This window comes from Nesterenkonia halophila, assembly GCF_009467795.1.
GTDB lineage: Bacteria > Actinomycetota > Actinomycetes > Actinomycetales > Micrococcaceae > Nesterenkonia > Nesterenkonia halobia.
In genome coordinates this window covers 12,490-28,756 of record NZ_WIAX01000003.1, presented here as the reverse complement: position 1 = coordinate 28,756, position 16,267 = coordinate 12,490, and the positions used below count along the sequence as shown (strand labels likewise).

Sequence of the window (16,267 nt, the reverse complement as noted above, 5' to 3'; positions counted from 1 at the left end):
TACACCTGGTACGCCGGACGCCAGATGACGAGACATCGGCGGTCAGGGCGCACCCCCATCACGTTTGAGACGGTCGACAGTGTCCGCGAGCTCGTCGACAGAGACCATCACGTCACGAAGTCTGGACCTCTGAGCCGGCCCGACCACACCGTCGGATGCCATGGTCTCCATGAGCCACGCGGCCTCGGCGTGGCTGACATCGAGCTTCCGCTGGAGCATGGGCGTCGAGCCGAACTGGGTCATCACTGCGAGTTCGGCGGCCTGCAGCAGCAGGTCACGTTCACCGTCGCCCACCATTCCATCCCCTCCCCCGGCCCTTGGCGTCTGCGGCAGTCTGCTCTCACGTCACCGTCGCACAGACGGCACAGCCGGGCATCGCGTCAACGAAAGATGCGCCCCAACAGCCGGCCGGTCGCCTTCCCGGAGATCCGCCGGCCGATGCGGCGGCCGACCCGCCCGCGGCGGACCGCCTGCACATCGCCGAGCAGCCTCCCCAGTCCATAGAGCATGCTGCGGAACGTGTTCATCCCCGCCACCTCTCGTCTCGTCACGGGCGCCGTATCGCGGCGCGGATGCCGCGTATGGACCGCCGGGTAGGGTGCCGGGACGCTCGTAGCGCAGAGTCCACGGAGGAGGTGGGACACCGTTCCGACGAGAGACCCGAACACGGCACCGGTTCCGACCGGCGAGCGCCCGTCGAGGCCGAGACGCCAGAGATTCGGGTCCGCCGAAGCCATCGGTACGCACTGTGGCGCCGCGCCTCGATATGGCCCAGGCATTCTGCAGGATCCTCGTGGTGACCTGCGGAATCCCAGAGCTCATCCCGGGGTCGCTGCTGTTCATCATGGGCCTGGGACCGGCAGCCAGCACCACGCAATCATCCACGTCCTGCAGTCCACCCAGAACACCGAGGAATCTAGATGCCACGGCCCGTCCGCTCCCGACTTCTTCGGATACGGCGAGAAGCTGTCCTGATGCCGAGCTCGCCGAGGACGCACAGCCCGTTGCTCACCGGGTTCCTGAACTTGGAGCTGAACCGTATCGAACGCTCGCTGGCGGTGCTCTCCGGGGTGCTCACCAAGCTCACCATGGGGTCGATCTACGACGGCGGCGACCAGGATCAGCGCGGCCGATGGATGCCGGACGTGGTCGACATGTCTCGCATCGGCGCGTTCGCGCTCACCGAGCCGGAGGTCGGCTCCGACGTCGCCGGCGGCATGCACACCACGGCGGGCAGCCTCCACGGCACCACCTTCTTCCCGCAGTGGATCGAGCAGGACGGGTCGAAGACTGTGCTATACCAGAACGACCACCTGGAGGAGATGCGCGCCTTCCGCGACGCCGGACCGACCTACTCGATCTTCGTCGTCCCGGAGTTCGCCCGGATCACCCTCTTCGAGCACGTCGGAGTCGACGACGAGACGGTAGTCTCGGTCGCACCCGGCGAACTGCCCTCCGGGTTCGCCGACCGGACGAACTGAGGAGCGCCATGGAGCCCCCGCCCCTGACATTCGTGATGCAGATCCGGATCGAGGTCGGAGAGCCGGTGGATCTCGGCCCGGCCCCGACCGGACATCGCCGCCTGGTGCCCATCCTCGGCGGCACGGTCAGCGGACCGGCGTGCAGCGGGCACGTGCTGCCGGCCGGCGCCGACGACCAGCGTCTCACTTCGCCGACGCTGACCGAGCTGGACGCCTCCTACTCCCTGGAGACGGACGACGGCGCACGGATCGGGGTCCGGAACACCGGAATCCGCGTCGGCCGGGCGGAGGACATCCGGGCGATCGTCGAAGGAGAGCCGGTTCCTCCGGAGCGGATCCACTTCCGCACCCAGCCGCGGTTCACCACGGCCGCCCCGGACCTGGCCTGGATGAACGAGCGGCTGTTCGTCGCACGAGGCGCCCGCACGCCTGACGCGGTGCAGCTCGAGGTGTTCCGCCTGGACTGACCGCCGGCCTGGAACAGCCCGCGGCGGGGCGGCGTCGCCGACCCCGACGCCGCCCCGCCGCGGACCAGGGGCTCAGCGAGCCGCGACCGGCTGACGCGCGCCGCCGCGGAAGAGCGCGGCGTCGAGGCCGACCCGGCCGCCGCCGCGGACGACGAGCAGCACCAGCCCGGCGAAGAGTGCCAGGACCAGCTCCGCGCCGCCCTGGTCGACGAAGAGCCCATTCGGCAGGTGGACGAAGACCGCCGCGCCGAGCATCACGACGGCGGCGCAGAGCGCGGCCAGCGGGGTCAGCAGTCCGACGATGAGCATCGCCCCGCCGATCAGCTCCACCCAGGTCGCGACGGCGGCGGTCGCCGAGGCCATCGGCACACCCATGCCGGCGAAGGATTCGGCCGTGCCGGCGACGGTCCATTCATGGAACTTCTGCCAGCCGTGGGCGATGAGGACGACGCCGATCACCACGCGGGCGATCAGCAGGCCCAGGTCGGCGAGCTTCGGCGAGACGGACGAGGGGTTCACGAGGAGACGCATGACGGGGAGTTCCTTTCGTCGGGGCCGGGTCGACAGAGGTCGCCGGAGAGGACCCGGATTATTGTTGCGACAACCACCCTAGACAGTCGAAGGTTGTTCCGACAACCACCATCGGAGAGAATCTCCCTGTGGATGATCGATGGTTGAACACACGGCAGCTGGCCACCTGGGTGCGGCTGACCGCAGTGCTGGAGCTGCTGCCCGGGATCCTGGACTCTCAGCTGCGCCGAGACTCGGGGCTGACCCACTTCGAGTACTACGTGCTGGCCATGCTCTCCGAATCGCCGGAGATGTCGCTGCGGATGAGCCAGCTGGCCGCCCGGACCAACGCGACCCTCCCCCGTCTGTCACACGTGGTCAGCCGCCTGGAGGGCCGCGAGATGGTGGAGCGCCACCACGGCGCCGGCGACGCGCGCGCCACCTACGCCCGCCTCACCGAGACCGGCTGGCAGGCCGTCCGCGAGGCCGCGCCCGGCCACGTCGAGACCGTCCGGCATCACGTCATCGATGCGCTGACCGAGGAGCAGCTCGACCAGCTCGGCGAGATCACCGAGGCCATGCTCGAACGCCTCGACCCCGACGAGAAGCTGGGCCCGGTCTACCGGCGACACGACTCCTGACCGACAGGCGGGCCCGTCTAGGATGACCACATGGACCCGTCCGGACGCCAGAACGATCCCGCGACACCGTCACCCTCGGAGCCGCTACGGCGGGACCCGCTCCCGCTGTGCGGTCGAACCGTGCTGGTCACCGGGGTCAGCCGACGCGACGGGATCGGCCACGCGATCGCCTGCCGCGCCGCGGCCATGGGCGCGAACCTCTTCTGCCATCACCACAGTGCTCACGACGCGGACCAATCCTGGGGAGCCGACGACGTCGACGCGGTGCTGGCGAGCATCTCGACGCACCTGGTCGACGGTGCCCGCCTGGAACACTCCCCCGGAGACCTCACCGACGAGCAGGGACCCGAGCGGCTCGTCGACGCCGCCGTCGAGGCCTTCGACGCATTGGACGGCCTCGTCTGCAATCACGCGCTCAGCGGCGGCGACGGGGCGCTCGGTGAGCTTACTGCCCCGATGCTCGACGCGCACTGGGCGGTGAACGCTCGCACGTCGCTGCTGCTGACCCAGCGGTTCCTCCACCACCACCGCCCCGGGAGCGACGCCTCCGTGGTCCTGATGACCTCCGGACAGGGCGAAGGACCGATGTCCGGAGAAGTGGCCTACGCCGCGTCCAAGGCCGCCCTGGCCGGCATCACCACCACCCTCTCTGACCAGGTCGCCGACCAGCATCTGCGGATCAACACGGTGAACCCCGGCCCCGTGGACACCGGGTACCTCACCGACGCGGCGTGGGAGCACGTGGGCGCGCAGTTCCCCCGGGGACGCTTCGGCCGTCCCGACGATCCTGCACGGCTGATCACATGGCTCCTGACAGAGGAGGCCGAGTGGATCACCGGCCAGGTGCTCAGCACCGAAGGAGGGTTCGCCCGCTGGCGAGCGGGCTCCTGACGAACCCGGCACGTCGTCGGCCGTCGTCGACGGCCGTCGTCGACGGCCCCAGATCTCACTCCACCACGCGCACGCCCAGCTGCGCGGCGAAGGCCCCGGCGAGCTCGACCAGCTGCTCGGGACTGATCACCGCTCCCCCGATCCGGTCCAGCCCGACGATGCGGCTCAGCTGTGCGCCGCGCAGGTCGACGTCGGCCAGCCACGCGTCGGTGAGGTCCAGCGTGTCCACTCGGCAGCCGCGCAGCCGCAGTCGCGTCGCTTCGGCGCCTCCCAGATCGAGCTCGACCAAATGGGTGTCGACGAGGTCGACGTCGGCGATCCGGGCGCCGCGCAGATTGACCAGATCCAGCTTGCTCGTGCTGATCCGCACCCCGTCGAGTCCGGCGTCGTAGAGCTCGGCGGCACCGATCCGGCTGTCCGCGATCTCCACGTCCCGCCAGGTGGTGCGCCGGGCGTCGAGATACGCCGCACCCAGCCCGGTGATCATCGACTCGGCGACTGTGGCGCCGGTGAGGTCGACGCCGTCGAGTGTCACCCCATCGAGCCGGCACCCCACGATGCTGCCGCCGGCCAGGTCGACGTCGGCCAGCGTCGCGCCGGCGAAGCGCATTCCTTCGGCCTGGCCGAGACGGGCGAGCTGGTCGACGTCTCCGCCGATCAGGTCCTCCGGCTCGACCAGCTCGATCCGCGGCGGTGCGGGGGCGTCGTCGTGCGCTGCCGAGGTCATGACCGCGAGCCTACCGCCCGGTGCTACAGTGCCCGGCGTGGACATCAGACCTGCCGCCTACGCGGTCATCACCGACGACGAGGGCCGGATGCTGCTGCCCCACTGGCACCACGAGACCCTGGGCGGCGGGTGGACGCTGCCCGGCGGCGGCGTCGAGCCCGGCGAGCATCCCGACGACGCCGCAGTCCGCGAAGTCCGTGAGGAGACCGGCTACGACGTCGAGCTGACCGGCGTGCTGGCCGTCGACTCGCAGGTCATCCCCGGTGACCGCCGCGGGGACCCGGCCCGCGAGGGCGTCCCGCTGCAGGCGCTGCGCATCATCTACACCGCCCGCATCGTCGGCGGCTCGCTGCAGATCGAGCAGGACGGCTCCACCGACGACGTCGGCTGGCACGCACCCGACGAGGTCGAGGCGCTGGACCGGGTCTCGATGGTCGACTTCGCCCGCGAGCGCGCCGGTCTCATCCCGGCGCGCTGACCGCGGACCGCCGCAGATCCTCCGAGGTTCCCCACATGGCCGACGGTCTCTCGCGTGGGTCATGGCCGTGCGCGCCAGCCGTTCGCGCCGGAGACCCAGGAAGTGAGATGACGACCGGATCGACCCTTCAGCCCTCGTCGGCGAGCGCCCGAGCCTGCTCCACGCATTCGAGGACCCGGTCGGCACGACGTCGCACCGCAGCGATCTCAGCACTGCCCAGCCGGACCATGGCCGCAGCTTCAGCCGTGGTGGCCAGATGGTTCGCCGCCCGCGAGAGTTCGGAGTGCAGCCGCGCCGCGCCGCCGGGGATGCGCATCTCCTCAGCCGGCCAGCGACGCTGGGCGGCGACGCAGCAGGCGCGCAGACTCGGCAGCGCCTCGGCGAGCTCGTCGCCGAGGCGGACCAGCTCGTTGTGCGCCGCGTCGTCGTCGACGCCCTCGAGTATCTGGTGATACCGGTCGAGGCCGCGCACGAATCGGTCGTGAGCCTGCCGCCAGAGTCCGCGGCCGAGCTCCTTCTCCAGCCGACGCGCCCGACGGCGCCGAGACAGCAGCTTCATCCCACCTCCACCTGTGGTTCCTTCCGCGGACGACGCCGAGGCTCGGCGACGCGACGAGTCTACCGAAGCCGGCTCTTCCGGCCCGGCGGCACCTCAGAAGCGCAGCAGCACCTTGCCCAGGTGGCCGCCCGACTCCAGATGACGGTGGGCAGCGGCGGCGTCGTCGACGGAGAAGACCGCATCGGTCTGCACGCGGACGTCGCCGGACTCGATCAGCGGCCAGACCTCCTCGCCGACGCCGGCGACGAAGCGCGCCTTAGTCTCGGCGTCGCGGGAGCGCAGCGTCGCGGCGATGATCCGCAGCCGGCGCCCCAGCATCAGCCCCAGGTCAGCCTCGGCGCGGCGCCCGCCCTGCAGCCCGATGATCACCAGCCGGCCGTCGACGGCGAGGCTGGACAGATTCTTCTCCAGGTACTTCGCCCCGATGAGGTCGAGGATGACGTCGACGCCGCGGCCGCCGGTGATCTCATCGACGCGTGCGGCGAAGTCCTCGGCGCGGTGGTCGATGACGTGGGCGGCGCCCAGGTCCTTCGCGGCGTGGGCCTTCTCCGCGCCGCCGACGGTGGTAATCACCGTGACGCCCAGCGCGTGGAGGAACTGCAGCGCGAAGCTGCCGATGCCGCCGGTGCCGCCGTGGATCAGTGCGGTGTCGCCCGGGCGGATGCCGGCCTCGTCGCGCAGCGTCGAATGCACCGTGGTGGCGACCTCGATCAGTCCGGCGGCGTCGACCAGATCGACGCCGTAGGGCACCGGCAGCACATGGCGGGCGTCGACGACGACCCTCTCGGCGTAGCCGCCGCCGGCCAGCAGCGCGACGACCTGCTGACCGACCATCTCGCTGACCGAGCCCGCGCTGCCCGACCCAGCGGCGACCACAGTGCCCGAGACCTCCAGACCGGGGGTGAGCGAGGCGCCGGCCGGCGGCGGATAGTTGCCCTCGCGCTGGGCGAGGTCGGCGCGGTTCAGCCCCGCGGCGGCGACCTCGATCAGCACCTCGCCGGCGGCGGGGACCGGGGTCTCGGCCTCGGTCACGCGGATCACCTCTGGCCCTCCGGCCTCGGCGTACTCGACAGCTCGCATGCTCACGCTCCTGCGCTCGGGCCCGACTCGATGCCGGGACGCGGTCTCCCGTATAGTCTTCCCCCAGAGTTTCACATCTGCGCGGCCCCGCTCAGCGGCCGCGGTCACAGACCGAAGCTCTGCCCTGGAGCGCTGTCCGAGCGGCCGAAGGAGCCGGTCTTGAAAACCGGTGGGCGGCGACCCCGTCCCGTGGGTTCGAATCCCACGCGCTCCGCTCTGAGACGTGCCGGGACGTCGTTCGCCCGATGCCCCGGCACGTCTTCTGTGTCAGCACACCGCTGTATGCGTCTGCTCCGACCTCGCGAGATGCACGCCTGATGTGGCGCGGATTGGGCGAAGGCGCCCTCGGCGTGACACTCCACGTGTGCAGCACTGTCGACTCAGCCGCCCGGCCCCTCCCCCGGACCTCCGCCCCCGGCTAGCCTGGCCGGATGACCGATCGCTCGACATCCCAGCCGCTGACGCTGCACATCGGCCACGAGGAACTGGTGATCCGCGGACGCTACGAGGTCCTGAGCATCATCAACGACATCCTCATCGCCGTCTGGTTCACCATCGGCAGCGTGCTCTTCTTCTTCACCAGCACCACTGTCGTCGGGACCTGGCTGTTCCTCATCGGCAGCATCCAGCTGCTCATCCGGCCGGTGATCCGCCTGACCCGCCGCATCCACCTGGTCCGCGTCGGCGCCCGCAGCGCGGAGACCGCGCGCGACTTCTGAGCCGGGCGGGGAGCGCCGGGCCGCGGCCGAGGGTGCTGGCAGACTGGAGTCAGCGCTCGAGACCCCGGCACGAGCCCGACCGCAGGAGGATCCGATGACCGACACCCCGCAGGGACGCCAGCACCCGGAGCACCCCGAGGACCGGCACGACGGCGAGGAGGCCTTCGGCGCCAGCGCCCGGCCGGACCGCGACGCCGAGGCCCCCGCCGCGCCGCAGCCGCCGGTCGATGCCCCGCAGGCCTCCGCCGACGCCGCCCGGCCCGAGCCGGCCTACCCGGTCCCGCACGACCCGCAGGCCGGCTGGGGCGCGACCAGCCAGACCGGCCATCCCCCGCAGGAGGCGGCCGGCCCGTACGGCGGCGGCTACGGCGGCGCTCAACCGCCCGGCAACTACCCGCCCGGCGCCGGCCAGCCGGGCCCCTCGACCTGGGGCGGCGAACCTCCGCAGCGCACCGGCATGGGCGTCACCGCCCTGGTGCTGGGCATCATCGCTCTGGTGCTCTCGTTCATCCCGTTCGTCGGACTCCTCAGTCTGCTGCTCGGCCCGGTGGCGGTCATCGTCGGCATCATCGCCGCGGTGAAGCGCCGCGGCCGCGGACTGGGCATCGGCGGCGCCATCACCGGCGCGCTCGGCACGATCATCGCGCTGGTCATGACGATCATGATCGCCTCATCGGTGATGACGTTCTTCGACGACTATCAGCAGTTCGAGGAGGAGCTCGGCCTCGAGGAGGGCGACGGCGCGCAGGAGCAGCAGGACGCCGACCCGGGCGACACCGGGGACCTGCCGAGCGAGCTCCCCAGCGATCTGCCCTCGGAGCTGCCCAGCGATTTCCCGACCGAGCTCTCCGACGAGCTGGAGCAGCAACTCGAGGACGGCGAGGTCGACCAGGAGCAGCTCGATCAGCTCCGCGAGGAGCTGGACCAGCTGTCCGAGGACCTGCCCGAGGACTGGCAGCAGCAGCTGCCGCAGCAGTGATCGACGGTCCGACGGCGGCCGGGGCGGCCCGTGCGACCCGGCCCAGTCGGAGGTCGCGGCCCGGAGTCAGCCCCGGCCCGGTCAGCCCTGGTTCTTGAAGACCACCAGGAACTTATGCGCCTCGTCCTCGGTCAGCGGCGAGTGCTCGGAGAGCAGCTGGGCCGCCTCGGTGACGTGGTCGTCGCGCAGCAGCGCGTAGAGCTGATCATGGACCCACGGCTCGAGATCCTCGTGGGAGAGGGTGATCTTCTCGCCCTCCCGCTGGACCTCCAGGTGGAATCCGGCCGGCTCCTCCTGGGCGTCCTGCCGAGTCCACTCCTCCGGGACGGTCAGCTCCTCGTCCAGGGAGAACTCGGACTCGGCCAGCAGCCGACGGGCCGTCTCCTCGACCTCGGGGTCCTCGGCGGGCTCGCCGTCGGCGGCGCCGGGGCTGGTCTCGGACTCCGATCGATCGGCCGATTCGGCCTCGTCCTCCGGAGTCGCGTCCGCCTGGTCCTCGTCCCGCGCGGCGCGGTCATCCTCCCGCTCCCCGCCGGGGATGTCCGGGATGCCGGCCTCGTTGGGGCCGAGGATGCGCCCGGTGTAGGGATCGGCCTCGGCCACCGGGCCGCCGTCGTCGTCCTGGTCGCGGCGCCGGTCCCGGGGCTCGTCGGCCCCGGCATCCGCTCCGGCGTCGTCGTCCTGGCCTCCGGTCCCGCCGGACGCCTGGTCGTCGGGCTGGTCGCGCACCTCGTCGATGGCGTCCTCGACGAGCTCCTCGCGGACTTCGGGACCGTCGGAGACGCCGGAGAGCTCGTCCTCCAGCCGCAGCTCGGAGGGCGCGCGCTGCGGATACTGGTGCAGCGCCTGCACCGCGATGATGCAGTCCCGCACGCCGGCGCCGGTCGCCTGCTTGAAGGTCGCGAGCGCACGGCGCCCGTCATCGGCGGCGATGGCGCGGTAGACCTCGCGGTGCTGCTCGTCGGTCAGCGCGAGCGCGGCGGTGCGGGCGTTCTCCGGCGTCACGGCGTCCTCGATCCGCCGGTTGAGCCGTCGTCCCTGACGAGCCAGGAGCACGCGCACCCCGAGCACCAGCAGGACGGCCAGAACGATCACTCCGATGATTTCCACGCCGCCAGTCTAGGGCACGCATCCCGACGGTGTCTGCGGCGTCACAGCCGTCCCGGTCAGGGGTCCGACGGCGGCCGGGCCGGCACCCTCAGTCCCGCGGCAGCACGACGGCGGCGAGCACAGTGGCCGTGGCCGCCAGCCCGACGACCATCCCCACCGTGGCCGGCCATCCGCCCAGGTGCAGGAAGGTCCCGCCGAGATAGCCGAAGATCGACGACCCGGCGTAGTACCCCAGCGTGTAGAGCGAGGCCGACTGAGCGGCTCCGCCGACCGCCGCCGCGCCGGCCCATCCGGCGGCCACCGCATGGGCGGCGAAGAACCCGCCGGTCAGCACCACCACCCCGACGATGACGGCCGCCGTGTGCGGCACCAGCGTGAGCAGCACCCCGACGATCATCAGCCCGTTGCCGGCCAGCAGGACCGGTCGCCGAGCGTGTCGGGAGGCCAACCGGCCCGCCCAGGGCGAGGACCAGGTGCCGGCCAGATAGGCCAGGAAGACGAAGGCCGTCAGCCACACCGGCAGCCCGAAGGGCGGGCCGGTCAGGTGGAAGCCCAGATAGTTGTACATCGCGACGAAGCCGCCCATCGTCAGCATCGCCTGCAGGTAGATGACCCACAGCCGCGGCGAGCGCAGGTTCGCCGTCAGCGCCGCGGACGCCGCACCGATCCCCCGGGCCCGGCGCACCTCGCACCGGGCGCGCGGCAGCAGCCACACCGCCAGCAGCACGCAGATCCCGGCCAGCAGCGTCACCGCGTGCACGCCGACCCGCCAGCCCAGCGCCTCGCCGATCGGCGCGGCCAGCAGACGGCCGCTCAACCCTCCGAGAGTCGTCCCGGAGACGTAGGTCCCGGCGGCGACCGCTGCGGCCCGCGGGCTGACCTCGGCGTTCAGGTGCGCGACGGCGAGCGCCGGCACCCCGCCGAGCATCAGCCCCTCCAGGCCGCGCGCGACGAGCACCGCCGGGAAGGCGTCGACGACGGCGGCGACCAGCGCACACACGCAGGCCAGGCTCACCGACCAGAGCATCGTGCGCCGTCTCCCCGCCGCGTCGCCGAGATAGGACCACGGAATGACGCCGAGGGCCAGGCCCAGCGTGGCCGTGGAGATCGTCAGCGCGGCCCGGTCGGCGGCGACGCCCTGGTCGACGGCGATGAGCGGCAGCAGCCCCTGCGGCGAGTACAGCTGGGCGAAGGTGGCGACGCCGATGCAGAACAGCCCCGCCAGCAGGCGGCGGTACCCCGCAGTGCCCGGTTCGTGACCTGGGTGGCCGGCGTCGGCGGGGCGGGCGTCGTCGTTCACTCCACTCAGCCTACGCCGACCGGACGCCGGTCCGGGGCACGATCCCGGGCACGATCCCGGGCACGGCCCCGGCGGCGCCGCGGGTGTCCGACCCGGCGCGGGCCGCGGACTGACTTACGATGAAGGCGTGAGCATCGATCTGTCCTCCTCTTTCAAGGCCTACGACGTCCGCGGGCTCGTGGGCGAGACCATCACCGCCGAGTCGGTGCGCGCCGTCGGCGCCGCCTTCGTCGACGTCCTCGACCTCGCCGGCCGCGAGGTGCTGGTCGGCGGTGACATGCGCCCCTCCTCGGCGGAGTTCGCCGAGGCCTTCACCGCCGGGGCGGCTGCCCGCGGCGCGCATGTCACCCAGCTGGGCCGGGTCTCGACGGACATGCTCTACTTCGCCTCCGGCCAGCGCGACGCCGCCGGAGTGGTCTTCACCGCCAGCCACAACCCGGCCGAGTACAACGGGATGAAGATGTCGAAGGCCGGGGCCGTGCCGCTCTCCGCCGAGACCGGGCTGACCGAGATCCGCGACGCCGCCCAGACCTATCTGGACGCCCTCGACGACGGCGAGGCGATCCCGGAGGTCGACCGCCCCGGCCCGGTCGAGCAGGCCGAGCTGCTGGCGGACTACGCCCGCTATCTGCGCAGCCTGGTCGACCTCTCCGGAGCGCGGGAGCTGACCGTCGTCGTCGACGCCGCCAACGGGATGTCGGGCCTGACCACCCCGGCGGTGCTCGGCGACGAGCATCTCGAGGCGCTGCCGCTGCGCATCGTGCCGCTGTTCTTCGAGCTCGACGGCACCTTCCCCAACCACCCGGCGAACCCGCTGGAGCCGGAGAACCTGCGCGATCTGCAGACCGCCGTCCGCGCCCACGACGCCGACCTCGGCCTGGCCTTCGACGGCGACGCCGACCGGTGCTTCGTCGTCGACGAGCGCGGCGAGCCGGTCCCGCCGTCGGCGGTGACCGCGCTGGTCGCCCGTCGGGAGATCGCCCGGGCCCGCGCCGAGGGCGAGGAGTCCCCGACGATCATCCACAATCTGATCACCTCCCGTGCGGTGCCCGAGCTGGTGGAGCGCGAGGGCGGCCGAGCGGTGGAGACCCGCGTGGGCCACTCCTACATCAAGGCCGTGATGGCCGCCGAGCAGGCGATCTTCGGCGGAGAGCACTCGGCGCACTACTACTTCCGCGAGTTCTTCAACGCAGACACCGGCATGCTGGCGGCGATGCACGTCCTCGCCGCGCTCGGCGGGCAGTCCCGGCCGCTGTCCGAGCTGGCCGCCGAATACAGCCCCTACGCCGCCTCGGGAGAGATCAACTCCCAGGTGCAGGACAAGCAGGCCGCCGCCGCACGCGTCGAGGCCGCCTTCGCCGACCGCGACGTCGAGATCTCCCGGCTCGACGGCCTCACCGTCCGCGCGGCCGACGGGACCTGGTGGTTCAACCTGCGGCCGTCGAACACCGAGCCGTTCCTGCGGTTCAACGGCGAGGGCCACACCGCCCGGGTGATGGAGCAGGTCCGCGACGAGGTCCTGGAGCTGGTCCGGCAGGGCTGAGCGGCTCAGCGGAAGAGGTTACCCAGTCCGCCCAGCGGGCCGATCTGACCGGGCTTCTGTCCGTCGTCCTGCGGGCCGCCGCAGCGCATGGTCTCGCTGGGCTGGACGGTCACGAAGCCCTGGCCGCCGAAGCCCAGCTGGGACTCCTCGCCGGAGGTGCGGCCGATCAGCGCCTTCATCCCGATGTCGGCCTTGACCTGATTGGTCAGTCCGGCCGACCAGCGCCTTGACGCCGCCCTGGGAGAGCTCGGTCTTCATCATCGTCGAGTTCTGCCGGAGGAACGTCCCGGCGGCCTCGACCTCCTAGTTGGATTCGGCGAAGAGTTCGCTGCGCATAGGGAGGGGCCGATCGTCGAGGACGCGCGGGTGCACCGTTCAGTCTTCGCGTCGCATCCGACGTACGGCAAGGCGTCCCCGGCCTCGGCATCGCCCCGGCTTCGCGGAGCGACGGCGCCGTACGAGTCAGCGCGCAGCCGGTCAGACCGCCGTCGATGCGCCTCCCGCGGGTCAGAGGGCCCGACCCGAGCGCGTCGCGGCCGCGTGGCGAGCCGCTTTCGCACGGTTGCCGCACCGTCGCATCGAGCACCAGCGTCGCCGTCCGGCCCGCGAATGATCCAGGTACCGCAGCCCACAAGTCTCATGCGAACAGATCTTGATCTGCTCAAGCTCTCCGCGCTCGACGATGGCCACCGCCTCGGCGGCGACAGCTCCGAGAGCCTCGACCGGAGTCATCGGAGGTCGGGTGAGGCGACCGGGCGCGTCCTCGTCCAGCTGCGGCACCGGCGCGACGCGGCTCCAGGTATTGATCAGCTGTACCTGCTCGGCCGTCGCCTTCTGCCCGGGGGCGAGCAGTGCGTCGACGGCGGAGCGCAGGGCCACCGCCTCGGCCCGCAGAGCCGGCCGTGCCGGAGCCGCCGTCGGCTCCACCGGATATCCGGCGTCGACGAGCCACATGACGACGTCGGCGTCCGAAGCCAGCGTCTCGCGCGGCGCCACGGCACGATCGCGCAGCGTGTTGACCAGGTCCAGGGCGACGCCTCCCCCGAGGAACAGCCAGTCCTCGGGACGTGAGGAGACATCCGGAGCCGGGGAACGAGGGCAGGAGGAGTCCATGCCGTCGAGTCTAGAACTAACCTGATCAACCGGTTACTCTTCCCGGATGGACCACATGACACGCCTGCCCGAGCTGACCATGCACCACCGCGAGCACGGAGAGGCCCCGGAGGATCGGACGGCGATCCTGCTCCACGGCTGGCCGCAGACCGCGACCTGCTGGGAGGAGCTCGCCCTACGACTCGGCGACGAGCATCGGCTCGTCGCCCCTGACCTCCGCGGCTACGGACTCAGCGACAAGGCCACCTCCGGCTTCGACAAGCGCCGCATGGCCCAGGACATCGTCGACCTGATGGACCGACTGGGCCTCGAGACGGTGCACCTGGTCGGCCATGATCGCGGAGCCCGGGTCGCCCATCGCCTGGCGCTGGACCACCCGGCGCGTCTGCGGTCACTGACGGTGCTCGACATCGCCCCCACGCTCGCGACCTTCCAGACGGATCTGATCGGCGGCACCGGGTTCTTCCACTGGCTGTTGCATATGCAGCCGGACCTGCCCGAGCTGCTCACAGCAGGACTCGAGGAGCAGTACCTGCGGCACTTCTTCGAGCGCTGGACATTCCGCCGCGACCTCATCGAGCCGAAGATCCCCGAGTATGTCCGGGCCTTCCGCCGACCGGGCGCGATGCGGGCAGGGTTCGACGACTACCGCGCTTCACGGCAGGACCTCGCCGACGACGAGGCCGACCAGCAGGGCGGGCGCGGAGTCACCGCGCCCACCCTGGCGCTCTGGGGCGCCGAGGGTCTCGTCGGCGGAGCTCCGGTGCTCGAGCGGTGGCGCGACTACGTGGACGTCGCAGGCGGCACGCGGCTGGAGGGCCATGCGCTCCCGGGCTGCGGCCATTTCATCCCGGAGGAGGCCCCGGACGAGCTCGCCGAGGAGCTGCGCCGATTCTGGGCGTCCCTCGGCGACGTGCCGCGCTGACCGCTGATCGCCGCACCCGCGAGATCCCGCCCCTCGACGCGTCCGAATGACAGACTCCGCCTCCGACGAGGGATGACGCGGGCCTCCGCCCACCTCAGCGACTGATCGACAGCCCGTCCTGCGTCAGCGTAATATCGCCCCAGCTCGTGTGCTCCATCACACCTCGTCAGGAGGGTTCCATGTCCGTGGATCTGGCCGAACGGTCCGCCCCGCTGCAGCGCATCACGGCCGAACCGGGGTTCAACCGCTGGCTGATCCCGCCGGCGGCGCTGGCCATCCATCTGTGCATCGGCCAGGTCTATGCGACCAGCGTCTACAAGACCGCCCTGGTCTCGCACTTCGACACCAGCCTGACCGCCGTCGGCGTGATCTTCTCGATCGCGATCGTCGTGCTCGGCCTCTCGGCTGCGCTGTTCGGCACCTGGGTCGACCGCAACGGCCCGCGCCGGGCGATGCTGGTCGCCGCCGTCTGCTGGGCGACCGGCTTCTTCGTCGGCGCGGCCGGGATCTATACCTCGCAGCTGTGGCTGGTCTACCTGGGCTACGGGGTGATCGGCGGCGTCGGCCTGGGCATCGGCTACATCTCGCCGGTCTCCACGCTGATGAAGTGGTTCCCCGACCGCCCCGGACTGGCCACCGGGATGGCGATCATGGGCTTCGGCGGCGGCGCGATGATCGCCGGCCCGCTCTCCTCGGCGCTGCTGAATCTCTATGACACCGCCCCGGCCGGCTCCGCCACGGCCTCGGGCTCGGCCGTCGGCGGCCTCTTCCTGACGCTCGGTGCGGTCTATCTGGCCGTCATGCTCTTCGGTGCCTGGCTGGTCCGCGTGCCGGCCCCGGGCTGGGCGCCGGCCGGCTACGACCCGTCGCAGGCCGCGACGCGCGCCCTGGTCACCGACGGCGACGTCCGGGCGAACACCGCGATCCGAACCCCGCAGTTCTGGCTGCTGTGGATCCTGCTGTTCTGCAACGTCACCGCCGGCATCGGCATCCTCGAACAGGCCTCGCCGATGATCCGGGACTTCTTCCGGACCGACGGCTCCACCGCGATCTCCGCGGCCGCCGCAGCCGGGTTCGTGGGCCTGCTGAGCCTGATGAACATGCTCGGACGCTTCGTCTGGTCCTCGACCTCCGACGTCGTCGGGCGCAAGGTCACCTACCTGATCTACCTGGGCGGCGGCGTGCTGCTCTACACGCTCCTGGCCGCCCAGGGGCAGGTCTCAGTGATCCTGTTCGTGGTGCTGGCCGGAGTCATCATCAGCTTCTACGGCGGCGGCTTCGCCACGATCCCCGCCTACCTGCGCGATCTCTTCGGCACGCTGGAGGTCGGGGCGATCCACGGCCGGCTGCTCACCGCCTGGTCCGCCGCCGGCGTCGTCGGCCCGCTGATCATCAACAGCTTCCTCGACGCCCGCGGCGAGCCGGGGGACCTCGTCGCCGCCGACTACCGGCCGGCGCTGTTCACCATGGTCGGCCTGCTCGTCGTCGGGCTGCTGGCGAATCTGCTGGTCCGCGCCGTGCACACCCGCCACCACGTCGACTCGACGGAGCAGCCGACGTCGACGGCGCCGGCCGGGGAGGCGGGCGGACCGACGGCGCCGGCCGTCACACCCGCCGGGGCCCCGCCGGTGCCGGTGTGGCTGCCCTGGGCGGTCGTCGGGCTGCCGCTGGTCTATGGCGTGCTTCAGACCGCCGGCAGCGCCCTGAAGCTCTTCAGCTGAGCACGCGCGGCGAGTCTCGCCGC

The 16,267-nt window shown here is 71.6% G+C and carries 20 protein-coding genes and 1 tRNA gene; 11 read left to right on the top strand and 10 right to left on the bottom strand.

Translation table 11 applies throughout. From position 1 onward, the window contains the following. Window positions 1–42: 42 nt before the first annotated feature. Window positions 43–297: a DNA translocase FtsK gene (locus tag GCL72_RS01870; RefSeq protein WP_153143019.1), complete on the bottom strand. Its 255-nt coding sequence runs from the start codon at window positions 295–297 to the stop codon at window positions 43–45. Window positions 298–380: 83 nt separating this feature from the next. Next, on the bottom strand, window positions 381–527 hold the full coding sequence (locus tag GCL72_RS09660; RefSeq protein WP_170289525.1) for a hypothetical protein: 147 nt from the start codon (window positions 525–527) through the stop codon (window positions 381–383). 447 nt (window positions 528–974) lie between these two features. Here GCL72_RS09660 and GCL72_RS01865 point away from each other — a divergent pair, with 447 nt between their 5' ends. Further along, complete coding sequence (locus GCL72_RS01865; RefSeq protein ID WP_153143018.1) at window positions 975–1,481, top strand: phenolic acid decarboxylase; 507 nt, start codon at window positions 975–977, stop codon at window positions 1,479–1,481. Between the two features lie 8 nt (window positions 1,482–1,489). After that, window positions 1,490–1,948, top strand: coding sequence for a DUF3237 domain-containing protein (locus GCL72_RS01860; protein ID WP_153143017.1), 459 nt, complete (start codon window positions 1,490–1,492; stop codon window positions 1,946–1,948). Between the two features lie 72 nt (window positions 1,949–2,020). Here GCL72_RS01860 and GCL72_RS01855 read toward each other — a convergent pair whose 3' ends face one another. After that, window positions 2,021–2,479, bottom strand: a complete 459-nt coding sequence (locus GCL72_RS01855; protein ID WP_153143016.1) for a DoxX family protein — start codon at window positions 2,477–2,479, stop codon at window positions 2,021–2,023. A gap of 143 nt (window positions 2,480–2,622) precedes the next feature. Between GCL72_RS01855 and GCL72_RS01850 the strand changes: the two genes are divergently transcribed. Next, complete coding sequence (locus GCL72_RS01850; protein ID WP_153143015.1) at window positions 2,623–3,099, top strand: MarR family winged helix-turn-helix transcriptional regulator; 477 nt, start codon at window positions 2,623–2,625, stop codon at window positions 3,097–3,099. A gap of 105 nt (window positions 3,100–3,204) precedes the next feature. Next, entirely contained in the window at window positions 3,205–3,990 is a 786-nt protein-coding gene (locus tag GCL72_RS01845) for an SDR family oxidoreductase (protein WP_281347419.1), read from the top strand. Between the two features lie 55 nt (window positions 3,991–4,045). Here GCL72_RS01845 and GCL72_RS01840 read toward each other — a convergent pair whose 3' ends face one another. Then, window positions 4,046–4,717 (bottom strand): pentapeptide repeat-containing protein, encoded by a 672-nt coding sequence (locus GCL72_RS01840; protein ID WP_170289523.1) that lies wholly within the window; start codon window positions 4,715–4,717, stop codon window positions 4,046–4,048. A 37-nt stretch (window positions 4,718–4,754) separates the two neighbouring features. Between GCL72_RS01840 and GCL72_RS01835 the strand changes: the two genes are divergently transcribed. Then, entirely contained in the window at window positions 4,755–5,195 is a 441-nt protein-coding gene (locus GCL72_RS01835; protein ID WP_153143012.1) for an NUDIX hydrolase, read from the top strand. Between the two features lie 127 nt (window positions 5,196–5,322). On the opposite strand, the gene GCL72_RS01830 is transcribed toward GCL72_RS01835, so the two are convergent. After that, a complete protein-coding gene (locus GCL72_RS01830; protein ID WP_153143011.1) occupies window positions 5,323–5,754 on the bottom strand; it encodes a hypothetical protein in 432 nt (143 codons plus the stop codon). Window positions 5,755–5,847: 93 nt separating this feature from the next. Further along, window positions 5,848–6,834, bottom strand: coding sequence for an NAD(P)H-quinone oxidoreductase (locus tag GCL72_RS01825; RefSeq protein WP_153143010.1), 987 nt, complete (start codon window positions 6,832–6,834; stop codon window positions 5,848–5,850). Between the two features lie 126 nt (window positions 6,835–6,960). Here GCL72_RS01825 and GCL72_RS01820 point away from each other — a divergent pair. The 3 genes from GCL72_RS01820 to GCL72_RS01810 all read left to right on the top strand — a co-directional run bounded on the left by GCL72_RS01820 (window position 6,961) and on the right by GCL72_RS01810 (window position 8,532). Then, window positions 6,961–7,048, top strand: a tRNA-Ser gene (locus GCL72_RS01820). Between the two features lie 217 nt (window positions 7,049–7,265). Then, a complete protein-coding gene (locus GCL72_RS01815; protein ID WP_153143009.1) occupies window positions 7,266–7,553 on the top strand; it encodes a YrhK family protein in 288 nt (95 codons plus the stop codon). A 94-nt stretch (window positions 7,554–7,647) separates the two neighbouring features. Next, window positions 7,648–8,532: a DUF308 domain-containing protein gene (locus GCL72_RS01810; protein WP_153143008.1), complete on the top strand. Its 885-nt coding sequence runs from the start codon at window positions 7,648–7,650 to the stop codon at window positions 8,530–8,532. A gap of 81 nt (window positions 8,533–8,613) precedes the next feature. Here the strand turns inward: GCL72_RS01810 and GCL72_RS01805 are convergent, their stop codons facing one another. Together GCL72_RS01805 and GCL72_RS01800 are read right to left on the bottom strand one after the other, a co-directional pair. Further along, entirely contained in the window at window positions 8,614–9,642 is a 1,029-nt protein-coding gene (locus GCL72_RS01805) for a hypothetical protein (RefSeq protein WP_153143007.1), read from the bottom strand. An 88-nt stretch (window positions 9,643–9,730) separates the two neighbouring features. After that, on the bottom strand, window positions 9,731–10,942 hold the full coding sequence (locus tag GCL72_RS01800; protein WP_153143006.1) for an MFS transporter: 1,212 nt from the start codon (window positions 10,940–10,942) through the stop codon (window positions 9,731–9,733). A gap of 127 nt (window positions 10,943–11,069) precedes the next feature. On the opposite strand from GCL72_RS01800, the gene GCL72_RS01795 reads away from it, so the two are divergent. Continuing rightward, window positions 11,070–12,485, top strand: coding sequence for a phosphomannomutase/phosphoglucomutase (locus tag GCL72_RS01795; protein ID WP_153143005.1), 1,416 nt, complete (start codon window positions 11,070–11,072; stop codon window positions 12,483–12,485). A 5-nt stretch (window positions 12,486–12,490) separates the two neighbouring features. On the opposite strand, the gene GCL72_RS01790 is transcribed toward GCL72_RS01795, so the two are convergent. Together GCL72_RS01790 and GCL72_RS01785 are read right to left on the bottom strand one after the other, a co-directional pair. Further along, on the bottom strand, window positions 12,491–12,664 hold the full coding sequence (locus GCL72_RS01790; RefSeq protein WP_153143004.1) for a hypothetical protein: 174 nt from the start codon (window positions 12,662–12,664) through the stop codon (window positions 12,491–12,493). Between the two features lie 328 nt (window positions 12,665–12,992). After that, window positions 12,993–13,598 carry a CGNR zinc finger domain-containing protein gene (locus GCL72_RS01785; RefSeq protein ID WP_153143003.1) on the bottom strand — a complete coding sequence of 202 codons (606 nt, stop codon included), beginning with the start codon at window positions 13,596–13,598 and terminating at the stop codon, window positions 12,993–12,995. A 46-nt stretch (window positions 13,599–13,644) separates the two neighbouring features. Between GCL72_RS01785 and GCL72_RS01780 the strand changes: the two genes are divergently transcribed. Both GCL72_RS01780 and GCL72_RS01775 read left to right on the top strand, forming a co-directional pair. Continuing rightward, window positions 13,645–14,523 (top strand): alpha/beta fold hydrolase, encoded by an 879-nt coding sequence (locus GCL72_RS01780; protein WP_153143002.1) that lies wholly within the window; start codon window positions 13,645–13,647, stop codon window positions 14,521–14,523. Window positions 14,524–14,702: 179 nt separating this feature from the next. Further along, window positions 14,703–16,244, top strand: a complete 1,542-nt coding sequence (locus GCL72_RS01775; protein WP_153143001.1) for an OFA family MFS transporter — start codon at window positions 14,703–14,705, stop codon at window positions 16,242–16,244. Window positions 16,245–16,267 lie beyond the last annotated feature (23 nt).